This is a genomic window from Ruegeria sp. CG11, assembly GCF_056537245.1.
Genome location: NZ_JBQFRE010000010.1, coordinates 57,629 through 71,867 on the forward strand (window position 1 = coordinate 57,629; position 14,239 = coordinate 71,867).

The 14,239-nt window shown below is 63.6% G+C and carries 2 protein-coding genes; both read left to right on the forward strand.

What is annotated here, in order from left to right:
- Positions 1-375: 375 nt before the first annotated feature.
- Positions 376-13,689 carry a hypothetical protein gene (locus ACR0KW_RS17680; protein ID WP_480806186.1) on the forward strand — a complete coding sequence of 4,438 codons (13,314 nt, stop codon included), beginning with the start codon at positions 376-378 and terminating at the stop codon, positions 13,687-13,689.
- Positions 13,690-13,707: 18 nt separating this feature from the next.
- A complete protein-coding gene (locus ACR0KW_RS17685) occupies positions 13,708-14,187 on the forward strand; it encodes an invasion associated locus B family protein (protein ID WP_480806187.1) in 480 nt (159 codons plus the stop codon).
- Positions 14,188-14,239 lie beyond the last annotated feature (52 nt).

The window sequence follows — 14,239 nt, forward strand, 5'->3', positions numbered from 1 at the left end:
CTGATCTTTTTCATAGACGCCTCCATCCAGGTTGTTTGCAAACCCACAATGGCACACCGAGGGCCAGCGGGGGCGCCTACAGCTTCAGAACCTTGCAGAATTCAAACTGGTTTGACGGGCTGGAGCACGCGGTCGCGGCCGGGCCCAAACGAAACCTCAACGTCAGACGATAACTGCATGGAAAATGTTGCATTTGAGCAATAATGGTTACGAAACTGTTAACAGGTGAATTCTTAAAAAACAATCTCCCATAGCTTGCGAATACCCTGCCTGAAACGGTGATGGGGTTTTGTCGAATTGCAGGTTGCTGTTCTTCGGGATTGCACACGATTGCCATGTGTACAGGCTGCAACGGGTGCGAGGTTCGAGGGTAAAATGAAATCAAATCTGCTGTTCGCGGTTTCTTTTTTTGTTTTGATTTCAACAACATTGCACGCCGCACCTACTTCTGCCTCAAAGGTCGGCGATACGGTTGCCAACCCTGTAACCGGCCTGGATACTACCGTAAGCGCGCTGATTGTAGACCCGGCTTCGACACCAACTGCGGGGACAACGGCCTTTGTCGAAACGGCGGACGGCTATGTTTTTCTGGTCAAAGACGCGGGCGACACAATCTATAATTCCGACAATCCCCCGCTTGCTTTTAATATTGTTTCCATAACTGGAACGACGGCCCAAATCAGCAATTCCGGCGCGTCTGGCACGGCCAGTTTGTCAACGCAGATGACCGTTTCCCAATACGACAGCAACTTCAACAGTTCTGGCACAACCGGAACGGTGACCCCGCCCGAGGATGTCTCGGGACCCAACGGAGTTACCCAGGTTGTTTACGGGCAGAACGGAAGCAACGGGCGTGATGGTGCGCTGGTTGTGCCGCCAAGCTCGGGCGGAGACGGGAAAGACGGTCCAACTCAGACAAAGACCCTGACCACCGATGTCAACGCGACCAGCAATATCGGCTGGCAGGTCGGCAGTGTCGGCGGTGATGGGGGCCAGGGTGGTGACTCGTATCTGAGTTTCTGGAGCGGGCGTGACGGTGGTGATGGCGGCAAGGGGGGCACGGTCAATGCGACGCAAACTTCGACCAGTACGATTCAGACGTCAGGTGATGGCAATGACGGTATTTTTGCGTTCAGCCGCAGCGGCAAGGCAGGGGATGGCGGAAGCGGATTTGCGGCGCCGGGCGGCGGCACCGGTGGGCACTCGGCCGATGGCGGCAACGTAACCGTAAACCAACAGGGCACTATATCGACAACCGGAGATGCCGCCAACGGCATCTATGCGCTGAGTGTGTCGAACAACGGTGGCAATGGCGGATCTCAGTGGGGGTTGGTCGGGTCCTCCGGTGACGGTGGTTACGGCGGCAGTGGCGGTACGGTGACCGTCAACACGGCGTCTACCGGCAGCATCCTGACAACCGGCGATTTTGCGAACGGAATCTATGCCCAGTCCATTGGCGGTTCGGGCGGATCTGCGGGGACCAGTGGCAACCTGTTGGTTTCCTTGATCGGTGGCGCGGATAATGGTGGCAATGGCGGTCAGGTTACGGTTTCACATGGCGGTGCGATCGAAACGCAAGGCGATTTCGCACGCGGGATCGTCGCGCAATCCATCGGTGGCGGCGGCGGCTCGGGTGGTACCGCGGGAGGTCTGGTGTCCCTGTCTTTGGGCGGGGTCGGCTCGAATGGCGGTAGCGGCGATACGGTCAGTGTCGCGGTCCTGGGCAGCGGCAGCATCCTGACCTCGGGCATAGGCGCCGACGGTGTCATGGCGCAATCCATCGGCGGCAGCGGCGGAACAGGGGCGAACTCTTACGGTCTGGTCGCCGTCGGCGGCACCGGGTCCAAAGGCGGCACGGGTGCTGCGGTCAGCGTCAGCAACTATGGGCGTATCGTGACCGGCGAAGACGGGGCCCGCGGCATCATCGCACAATCCATCGGCGGCGGCGGCGGTGACGGCGGCTCGTCCGGAGGCATGGTGTCCGTGGGCGGCAGCGGCAGCGGTGGCGGCAGTGGCTCGACCGTGACCATCGTGAATGACGGCATCATCACCACATCCGGAGACGATGCGATGGGCATTCTGGCCCAATCCATCGGGGGTGGCGGCGGCAATGGCGGCTCGTCCGGCTCGGTTGGGGCGTTTGTGGGCGTGGCCATTGGTGGCAACGGCGGGGCCGGGGGAACAGGCGGGGACGTCAACGTCACCCTGTCCAACACTGACAGCAGCCAGCCTTCGGCGATTCAGACCTCGGGCGCCCGTTCGACCGGTGTGTTTGCGCAATCCGTTGGTGGCGGCGGCGGCAATGGGGGCGGAGCAGTTTCGGTTGCCGTGGGGGCCTTTGGCGCGGCGTCGGTATCGGTCGGCGGCAAGGCAGGCAGCGGCGGCAACGGCGGAGCGGTGACTCTCAGCGGCAGCGGTTCGGCTTCGGTGCAAACTGGCGGCGACGACGCGGTTGGGGTCATGCTGCAATCGGTTGGCGGTGGCGGCGGTAACGGCGGCTATGCCGTGTCTGTTGCGGTCTCTGGCGGTCCGGTGTCCGGTTCGCTGGCCGTGGGCGTTGGCGGCAGCGGCAGTTCCGGCGGCACGGGTGGTCCGGTGACAGTTGGCCAGTTCAACAGCAGTGGTGTTGCGACGGCTGCAGGCTTTGAAGGTACGGTTGTGACAACCGGCAACCGCTCGACCGGTATGCTGTTCCAGTCCGTTGGCGGTGGCGGCGGAAATGGTGGCCTGGCCGTGGCCGCGACCGGAGGGGCCTCGGCCCTGTTCTCGGGCAATGTCTCGGTCGGGATCGGTGGTCAGGCGGGCAGCGCCGGGAATGGCGGTCTTGTACGGGTCTATACCAAGGCGGATGTCACTACGACGGGGACAAATTCCAGCGGGATCATCGCGCAATCGGTTGGTGGCGGCGGTGGTAACGGCGGCGGCAGTATCGCGGCCGGGATCAGCGCTAGCGGCGGGGCCGCGGTTGGCATTAACGTGGGTGTCGGCGGTGATGGCGGCGGTGCCGGTATCGGCGGCAATGTCACTCTGATCGCGGGTGGCAGTTCGATCCAGACCAGCGGTGCGTTTTCAAGCGGTGTTGTGGCACAGTCCGTCGGTGGTGGTGGTGGCAATGGCGGCTATGCCGTCGGCGCCAGCGCCGATATCGGCGGCGCGGCGGCCGGGTCGGTCAGTGTGGGACTTGGTGGCAAAGCTGGAGGTGGCGGGGCAGGGGGAACTGTCACCGCTCAGGTCGACGCGGATGTCACCACGCGCGGGGACGATTCCGGAGCGGTCGTCGTTCAGTCCATCGGCGGTGGAGGCGGCAACGGCGGCTTTAGTGTCGCGGCTGGTCTGGCGGCTGGCGGTGCCGGTGCGGGGACTGTCGATGTGGGCCTTGGTGGCGACGGTGGCAGCGGTGGCATTGGCGGGACGGTTACCGGCGTGCGCGTCAGTGGTGACGTCCGGACCGAGGGCGCGCGGTCGACAGGCGTTGTGATTCAATCCATTGGCGGCGGCGGTGGCAACGGCGGCTTCAACGTCACCGCAGGTGTTGCAGCGGCGGGCGCCGGGGCGGGGTCCATCGGCGTCGGCCTTGGTGGCAGCGGGGCCACAGGTGGCGATGGCGGTGTGGTCGAAGGTCAGGTTGCGGGCAATGTCACAACGCTGTCCGACAGTTCAAGCGGCGTGGTGTTCCAGTCCATCGGCGGCGGCGGCGGCAATGGCGGCTTCAACGTCACCGCTGGGATCGCAGGCGCTGGTGCGGGTGGCGGCGCTGTCACGGTGGGCCTTGGCGGCGACGCTTCGGGCGGTGGCATCGGGAAATCCGTCACCGGTCGCGTGACCGGAACCGTCAGCACAGGCGGAGCGGATTCGACCGCGGTTCTGGCGCAATCTGTCGGAGGTGGCGGGGGCAATGGCGGCTTCAACGTCAGCGCATCGCTGGCGGGCGCGGGCGTGGCCAGTGGTGCGGTCTCGGTCGGCCTTGGCGGTGACGGCGGAACCGGCGCGGCGGGTGGGACCGTAAATCTGACAACAACGAACTCGATTGTGACCGCGGGCGACCGGTCTTCGGGCGTGGTTGCACAGTCCATCGGCGGCGGTGGCGGAAACGGTGGCTTCAACGTCTCGGGTACCGGGGCAGGCGCGGGTACGGCCAGCGGCGCGGTCAGCGTCGGGCTGGGCGGCACCGGCGCGGGGGGCGGAAATGGCGGCGCAGTTACGCTGACTTCGAACGGCACGATCCTGACCCAGGGCGACTCGTCTACTGCTTTCCTGGCGCAATCCATTGGTGGCGGCGGCGGTAACGGTGGCTTCAACGTCAGCGCATCGGTGCAGGGGTCGGGCACTGCCGGGGGCGGCGTTTCGGTTGGGCTTGGCGGCAACGGTGCGGGTGGGGGAGACGGCAACACCGTTATCGCCACGTCGAACAACGCCGTTGAAACCCGCGGGGACAGCTCCTCGGGTGCCGTGGCACAATCCATTGGCGGCGGCGGTGGCAACGGCGGCTTTAACGTGGCCCCGGTTCTGTCGGGCGCGGGCACGGCCAGCGGTGCCGTGAGCGTCGGGCTTGGCGGGTCCGGTGACACCGGCGGCAATGGCGGCAACGTCACACTGACCTCGAACGGAACCATTCTGACCGATGGTTTCGCCTCAAGTGGATTTGTCGCGCAGTCCCTCGGCGGCGGCGGTGGCAATGGCGGCTTTAACGTCTCGCCGACCGTATCAGGCGCGGGCACCGGCGCGGGGTCGGTGTCTGTCGGGCTGGGCGGTTCGGGCGACGCCGGCGGTGATGGCAATCTGGTCACGGCCAACACCACGGCGAATGTGGTGACCAAGGGGGATGCTTCGGTAGGCATTCTGGCGCAGTCCGTTGGCGGCGGCGGCGGCAATGGCGGCTTTAATGTCTCGCCCGCATTGGCGGCGGCTGGAACGGGCTCGGGCGCAATAACTGTTGGTCTTGGCGGGTCAGGCGGTAGCGGCGGTACGGGCGGTATCGTCAATCTGACCGTTGCCAACAGCGTGAGGACAGAAGGCGCGCAGTCCAGCGCGGTTGTTGCGCAATCTGTTGGCGGCGGTGGCGGTAATGGCGGTTTCAACGTCTCAGCCTCGGTCGGTGGCGCGGGTACAGGCTCGGGCGCAGTGGCCGTGGGTCTGGGTGGCCGTGGAACCGGTGGCGGCAGCGCCTCGGCAGTCACCGCAGATGTCACCGGCAACCTTGTGACGCTGGGCGACACCTCAACCGGTTTGCTGGCGCAATCCGTCGGCGGTGGCGGTGGTAACGGCGGCATGAATATCTCGGTCGCAATTGCCGCAGCGGGTACCGGCGCGGGCGGCGCATCCGTTGGCCTTGGCGGCGCATCCGGCACCGGTGGCAATGGCGGTACGGCGGAGGCCACCCTGAACGGCAATGTATCGACCCAGGGCGACGAGTCCGGTGGCGTCATCGTACAGAGCCTTGGCGGCGGCGGTGGCAATGGCGGCATGAACGTCTCGGCCACGGTGACGGTTGCCGGAAAAGGCAGCGGCGGTGCCTCTGTTGGGCTCGGTGGCAGTGGCGGTAGCGGCGGCAACGCAAGCACGGCCTCCGGTATGGTTGTGGGCAATGTCACTACGGCAGGCGATAACTCAGGCGGTGTCCTCGTACAATCCGCTGCAGGTGGCGGCGGTAACGGCGGGCTGAATGTCTCGGCCGCAGTGAATATTTCGGGCACCGGCGGCGGCGCAATTGGCGTTGGCATCGGTGGGTCCGGTGGCGATGGTGGCAATGCAAGTACGGCCACGGGTTCGGTAACCGGGGACGTCACCACGAGCGGCGACAATGCGACCGGCGTTCTGGTTCAGTCCGTCGGCGGTGGTGGCGGCAATGGCGGCGTCAACATCTCGGGCGCGCTGAGCATTGCGCGCACCGGGTCGGGCGCGGCGGGTATTGGTGTGGGCGGTTTTGGTGGCGATGGCGGCACCAGTGGCGTGGTCGACAATACTTTCGACGGCAATGTCAGCACCTCGGGCGCACGCTCGGCGGGGATCATCGCGCAGAGCCTTGGCGGTGGCGGCGGCAATGGTGCCACGAATATCTCTGGCGCGATCTCGGTGGCCAGCAACTACTCGGGCGCGTTGGGGATCGGTGTTGGTGGTTTCGGCGGCGATGGCGGCGCGGCCGAAAATGTCACGCAGCAGGTCACCGGCAATGTTACCACGACGGGCGACGACTCGGTTGGCATTCTGACCCAAAGCCTTGGCGGCGGCGGCGGTAACGGCGGCACCAACATTTCGGCCGCCCTGTCCCTGTCCCGGTCGGCCAACGCGGCAGTGGCTATCGGCGTAGGCGGGTTCGGTGGCGGCGGCGCAGATGCGGGTGCGCTGGTGCAATCGACCGTCATGGGCGGAGTCTCGACCAGTGGCAATAACAGTACTGCCATTCTGACGCAGAACCTTGGCGGCGGTGGTGGCAATGGCGGTACCAATATCTCGGCCTCGCTTGGCATCAGTCAGGAAAACGGCGGATCGGTCAGCCTGGGCGTTGGCGGTTTCGGCGGCGGCGCGGGCAATGCGGGTGAGGTGATCAGCACCTTGCGGGCCGCGACGGATAGCAGTGGAACGACCTCGGTGGTGACGACGGGCACGGACAGTATCGGCGTCATGGCGCAATCGGTTGGCGGCGGCGGCGGTAATGGCGGCCTGAATGTCTCGGGCGCGGTTAACCTGACGGGGAAATCCGGCGCGGCGGTTGCACTGGGCCTTGGGGGTTTTGGTGGCGGCGGTGGTGACGCTGGGGCGGTGACGCTGGATGTTCAAAGCGACGTTGTGACGGCGGGCGACGGTTCACATGGCCTGTTCGCCCAAAGCCTTGGCGGCGGTGGCGGTACTGGTGGCGTGAATATATCGGGGTCTCTGGCGCTGACCAAGCCTTCGGGGTCGGACACGATCTTTTCGGTCGCGGCGGGTGTTGGCGGCTTTGGCGGGTCGGGCGGTGACGCCAGCGACGTTGATCTGGATTACACCGGCAATTTGCAGGCTGTGCCGATGGTGCAGCAATCCGACGGTTCGTTCGCCGTGGATGAAAGCAAAGGCGCCAGCGGAATTATCGCGCAATCGCTGGGTGGCGGCGGCGGCAACGGCGGCACCAATGTGTCCGGCGGCATCGCGATCAGCGGCAAACCCGGGGCGGGTCAGACAGACAGCAGCAAGTCTTACGCTGTAGTCGTCGGTGTCGGTGGTTTTGGCGGCGGTGGCGGTGATGCCGGGAACGTCGATGTGAACATCGGTGCAGGCAGCACGATCATGGCGCATGGCACCGGGCAATCCGGCCTGCTGGCGCAATCGCTGGGCGGCGGTGGCGGCAATGGCGGCCTGAACGTATCCGGTGGGATCGTGTCCGACAGCTCTCTGATCGTTGGTGTCGGAGGGTTCGCGGGCGACGGTGGCAAGGCGGGCAACGTTACGGTCACGTCCCAGGCGGATATCACGGTTACGACGAACCCCGACGATATCTCGATCCCCGACACCACCACGTTTGAGGACAAGCTGCGCGACTTCCTGGGTGATACGATTGTAGATGAGACCGAGGAACTGGCCTCGACCTTCGGGCTGGAGCGTCTGTTCATCGACATGGGTGTCTTCAACGAAGAGAAACCGGATACCGATGGTTCGGCCGGTCTGATGGCGCAGTCCATTGGCGGCGGTGGCGGCAATGGCGGCCTGAATGTCTCGGGCGGTATTGCACTCAGCAAGGACGGCAAGATCCCGTCGGTCACTTTTGGGGTCGGCGGCTTTGGCGGTGACGGCAATATCTCGGGCGATGTGACCGTGGATCATGCTGGCACCGTATCGGTCGCCGGCAACTGGAAACACGGTGTTCTGGCCCAATCCATCGCGGGTGGCGGCGGCAATGGCGCGCTGAACGTGACCGGGCAGCTGAACTATGGCGATTCCAACAATTCTGACGGCAAGACTGATCTGAGCATCGTGGGCGGCCTGGGCGGTCATGGCGGCATCGGGGCGGACGCGGGCAACGTGGTGGTCACGCAAACCGGCGATATCTCGACCAATGGCTATCACGCTCGTGGTATCTTTGCCCAAAGCATCGGCGGCGGTGGTGGCACCGGCGGCATCAACGCGACCTTTGTTGGTACCAAGGACAGCTCGCCCATTGCCATGGGCATTGGTGGCTTTGGCGGCGGTGGTGGAGACGCAGGCGATGTGACCGTCGCGCGCGGCACGGCTGCACTGGCGGCGGGGACCATCACGACCGATGGCGTCGGCTCGCACGGGATCGAGGCGTCAAGTATTGGCGGCGGTGGCGGCGATGCTGGCATCAACGCGGTGGTGGGCATCAGCAAGACGACCGGCAGCCAGAGTAATGGCGGCACCGGCGATTCAACCGACCGCAAAACGCCGACCAACACGGGCGTCGATGACTCGGTCATCGCCAATTACAACAAGGTGCTGGACGAGCTGGAAGGCAAAACCAACCCGGCGGATTCTTCCGGCAACAAAACCGGTGTGTCGGCCGTTGTCGCCATTGGCGGCGATGCCGGAACTGCCGGGGATGGCGGTACAGTGGATATCGACCACTACGGCGATATCGTCACGTTGCAGGACAGCAGCCATGGCGTCTTTGGTCAGTCCATCGGCGGCGGCGGCGGTAACGCGGCCCTGAACCTTGGCATGACCTATGAGCTGGCCTCGGACGCCACCAACAAGGGCTTTGGTCTGGCCATTGGTGGTGGCACGGGTGAAGGCGGTATCGGCGGCTCGGTTGACGTCCGCAATACCGGGAACATCACCACTGTCGGGGCGAATTCCCATGGTCTGTTCGCGCAATCCGTTGGCGGAGGCGGCGGTAACGCGGGTTACAACTCGGCCTCGACTTCGGTGGATGGTGGCAACGTCAACATTCAGATCGGCCGGACCGGCGGCACTGGCGGCAGCGGCGGTGATGTCTATGCCAGCTCGAACGGGATCATCAGCACATCGGGCAACGGCTCTTACGGGTTCTTCGCGCAATCCATCGGTAACGGCGGCGGCAACTCGTCTTCTACCTCGATCAGTATCGGAACACCAAAAACCGGAGACAGCAAAGGTAACAAAGCCAGCCTTTCGGTCGGCTTGGAAGGCGGCACCGGGGGTGCTGCAGGCGACGTGACCTCGGTGGTAGCGGGCATGGTGGTCACGCAAGGCACCGACGCGCATGGCGTGTTCGCGCAGTCGGTCGGAGGCGGCGGCGGCACTGGCGGCAAGGCCAGCAACTCTGCCGGCAAGGGTATCTCGGTTGCACTGTCCATAGGTGGCACCGGCGGCAGCGGCGGTGTGGGCGGCAAAGTCGACGTGACCAACACCGCACGGATCGCCACGTTCGGAGATCGCTCGATCGGCCTGATGGCTCAATCCATCGGCGGGGCAGGTGGTACCGGCGGCATGGTTCAGGCTGGTCAGTCGAACCTCGACACGATCAAGGCAGTGGTTAATCCGTCGTCCGTGGGCACAACCGCGTCGATCAATATCGGCGGCACTGGCGGCGACGGCATGATCTCGGATACTGTGACTGTTGTCAGTGACGGGATTATCACGACCGAAGGTACCATGGCGCACGGCATCTACGCTCAGTCCGTCGGCGGCGGTGGCGGCATGGGGGGTGTGGTCGAAAACCGCATCATCAGCCTGCGGAAGGAGATCGGCAACACAGCGACCCTGTCCATTGGCGGCACTGGCGGCACGGGTGCGACGTCGGCAGCTGTTTCCGTGACCAACCGTGACCTGATCCAGACCACAGGCGACAAATCCGTTGGTATTTATGCGCAGTCGGTTGGCGGCGGCGGTGGTGACGCGCAACAGGTGCGCAACATCATTCTGGGCCGGTCCTCAGATGGGTCCACGACGAACGCCATTCTTATCGGAGGCACCGGCGGCACCGGCGGGGCAGGCAGCACCGTGACAGTTGTCAACGAAACTGATGGCACGATCCTGACCACCGGCGCGGAAAGCCACGGCATCTTTGCACAATCCGTTGGCGGGGGCGGCGGCAATGGTGGTTCGACCATTTCGGTTGATGGCCGCTATGGAGGGGCTGAGGCCAGCACGCGGCGCGCGCTGCAATTCGGCCTAGGCGGCTCGGGTGGCACAGGTGGTATCGGCGGTACCGCGTCGGTGACCAATGCCGGGACAATCGTGACCACCGGCGCCGGAGCCCACGGTATCTTTGCGCAGTCCGTCGGCGGTGGCGGCGGTAACGGCGGCAGCTCGATCACAGGGACACTGCGGCTCAAGACCGGGGATAATAGCTCTCCGACCGCGCAGCTGAACATCGGTGGCTCGGGCGGCAGCGGCAACATCGCGGGCAACGTGGTGGTCACCAACAGTGGCGACATCCGTGTGGATGGCGCTGGGGCCTATGGCATCTTTGCGCAATCCGTCGGTGGCGGCGGTGGCAATGGCGGGCTGGCCGTTGCCATGGATGTGAATGACCTCAAGAACACCATGACCGGAAAATCCTATTCCAAGATCGCCATTGGCGGGTCCGGAGGGGATGGCGCGGATGGCGGCGACGTCACGGTCAACCACACGGGTGCGATTGTGGTGAATGCCGCAAACGGGTTCGGTATCTATGCGCAATCTGTTGGCGGCGGTGGCGGCAATGCCGGGTATTCGGTATCGTCTCCGCTAGTCTCAGTGCTGGACTACACGATTTCGCAGGCTCTGGGAGCACGCGAAGGGTCCACCGGGTCGGTGGGCAACGTGACGGTCAATACAACCGGGGACATCCTTGTGAACGGCGAGGGCAGCCAGGCCGTCTTTGCCCAGTCCGTGAACGGCGGCGGTGGCAATATCAATACCTCTGTCGATTTCACCACCACGACCAGTGGCGCAACTGGCAGCGTCGTCAGCAGCGATATTGCCCTGGGTGGTGATGACGTTTCGGGCATGGCGGGCAGTCAGGTTGCACAATCGCATACCGGTAATATCGCAACGACCAGCGACAGATCGACGGCTATGATGTTGCAGAGCATCGGCGGCGGCGGCGGGAGTGCGGCAACCAATGTAGATGTACAGGATGGCGACGGTATCGACATCACCGCGCGTCTGGGCGCGATCAACACCAGCGATGCCGGTGGCGGAGATGTAAACGGTAGTCGGATGGGGGATGTGGGCACCGATGGCGCGTTCTCATCCGCGGGCTCGGCGCAGTCCATCGGCGGCGGCGGCGGCAAACTGGTGCTGAACAGCACCGGAGCAGTTGATACGAACAAGGCTGCGTCTGTGATCCTGGGGTCGGACCCCAGTTTCCGCAACGATGGCGGCGATCTCAATCTCTCGCTGAACGGTGACGTGTTCACCAGCGGTGACCGGTCCTTTGGTCAGAGCGTCCAAAGCATTGGCGCGGGTGGCGGTGAAGTTGTCATCATCGGACTTGGTCGTGCAGATGTAACTCTGGGCGCGCAAGACGATTCAACCGGTGACGGTGGGAAAATTGACTTCACCAATATCGGAGACGTGACCACCAGCGGCTCGGGATCGCATGGCTTTGTCATTCAGAGCATTGGCGGTGGTGGCGGCCTTGTGTCGACAGATTTGGAGCCAAGTCAGGTCACTGTAAATCTCTCGCCGGCCAATGGTGGCGATGGCGGTGACATTGTATTTACTCAAACCGGGAACATTGTGACGACCGGAGAGAACGCGATGGGCGTTGTGGTGCAGTCGCTGGGCGGCGGTGGCGGCATGGTAGACTCGGTCTTCCGCGGAACTGCGGGCGGCGCGGGGTCGGGCGGCGCCATCGACATGGCTCTGACCGGCAATATCCTGTCGGTCGGCGAAGGCGGCATCGGCGTTCTGGCGCAATCCGAAGGGCGCGACGGGGCAGAGGCCATCACGCTGGGCTTCGATGGTGTCGTCATGGGCGGCACGGGGCAGGCGGACTCTGTTGCCTCGATCGTTGTGGACGGAGGTGCAACCAACGCGCTGACGCTGTCGGAAAACACGGTGCTGCTTGCCGGGAACAACCAGTTGGTGAATGGCGGCGACGGTGACGAGCAGGTCTCGGTTGCGGGCGCAGCCCTTGGCAACATGAACCTAGGCGCAGGCGCCAACAGCCTGACCGTCGAGGATGGCGGCGCCTTCTATGCACTGGACACGATCAACCTTGGCGATGCCGGGGTGATGCAGGTCAACGGCGACTTCGTTCTGGGCGCGAACTGGGGCCTGAATACCGAGTTTACGTCTAGTGTTCAGGCTGGCGATTTTGTCTTTGCCGGAAACGTCAGCCAGACCACGAACCTGACCGGTAGCCTGGCCTTTGGCGCCACCGCAAGCTCGGTCTTTGACGTGTACTTCCTGACCTCGGGGGCTTCGGGCGGTGACAGCGATCTGATCAATGTCACCAGCGATGCCACCATGGGCGGCACCTTGTTGCCACAGCTGAACACGCTGGAACGGGCCTTGCCGCTGGTTATCGTCAACCCCGATGGCACCGCGGCGGATGCAGGTACAACGATTCAGGACACCGTGGTGCTGGATTACTCGATTGGCCTGAATGGTTCGACCTCGGACGGCAGCTCGATCGATCTGGTGATTACACCGGACTATTCGACCACCAACATGAACGCGAACCAGGCAGCCGTCGGGGATTACATCAACCAGGTACTGAACGGGCAGGGATCGGCCGCGCAAGGTGAACTTTTGGCGCTGATCGGGAACATGATGTCCGAGGTGGACGTGATCGCTGCGATTGAAGAACTGACTGTGGGGGATTACGCCTCGGATGCGGTAGATGCCTATCAGGGCAACCGTGTGTTCGCCGACACCCTGCACAATTGCGAGCGCTTTACTGACTATCAGGCGGGAGACGATCCGCGCAATTGTGTCTGGTTCAACGCAGGAAGGTCCTTCTACGACCGTGACCAGACCGGCATCTACGATGAGCTGGACATCAACGCCACCAACCTCACGGCTGGTGTCCGTCTGCCGGTCGGGGATGAGCTTTACGCCGGGTTTGCAGTGGGCCATGACCGGATCAGCCTGCGCAACGGGTCGCAATACAATGCGACCGGTGATCGGTTCAATCTTGGTGCGTCGCTGACCAAATACACCGGCGCGTGGGAGTTTGCCGCCATGCTGTCCGCCGGGTGGTCCGACTATGACACCCTCAGGGCGGGCGGGATCATCGGTATGCTGCCCGGCGGCGGCATTGTGGACACCGTTGGCGTCAGCGCGATCAAGCATAAGATGAACCACCAGAACCTGCGGCTGAGCTTTGCCTATGACCACAGGTTTGCCGGTGGCAGCTCTTATCTGCGGCCCGAAATCGCGGTAGATGCCATGCGTCTGGCAACCGACGCCAACGGCGACGCAACCCTGTCGGGGGTTGTCCTGCAGGACGACAGCGAAATGATCTATGCGCTGACACCGTCGCTGGAGATCGGAACGGAACAGGTCCTGAGCGCCTCGCAGAAATTGCGCGCAAGCTTGCGGGCCGGTGCCATTATCTCGTCGGACGACACCGTGTCGGTCAGCGCCGGGTTTGCGGGGGCCAGTGCCGCGGACGGAGGGTTCTCGAACACCAGCTATATCGGCGATACTCATGGGCTGGTCTCGGCCCGGTTGGGGCTGTTCGCGTTGGATGACAGCAGCTTTATCAATCTGAGCCTTGATCATATGTTCGGAGACTCGACCGAGGCCGTGCAGGTCGGTCTTGGTCTGGGCGTACAATTCTAATCAATGAGGGACAGCAGTATGAAAACTTGGATTTGCGCAATGGGGGCCGCACTGGGCCTGGCACTTCCTCTTGCCGCGCAGGAAAACGACGCGCCGTTGTGGTCGGTCAATTGCAGCAATCTGGTCAACGGCACCGAACTGATCTGCGAAATGACCCAAAGCATTGTTTTGACCGAGAACAACCAAAGGCTTACCTCGATCGCGTTCGTGAAACCGGCGGGGAAAGACGAGGCCGAAACCGTGCTGACACTGCCGTTTGGTCTGCTGTTCTCTGAGGGACTGACTGCCAAGGTTGATGGCGCCGAGGTCGCGCGCCTCGAATTTCTGACCTGCGAAGCGCAGGGTTGCTTTGCCCGTTCCCCCGTTTCATCGGACTGGATGTCAGCGATGCGGGCCGGTGATCAGTTGACGGTCGAAGGCAAAAACAGGGTCGGAGATCCGATTTCTTTCGGGTTTGATCTGGCAGGGTTCAGCAAGGTGTCCGATCTTTTGCCCTGATCAGCCGATCAATTGCGAAGCGCATGATCCGGGCTAGTGTCTTTGCCGGAGG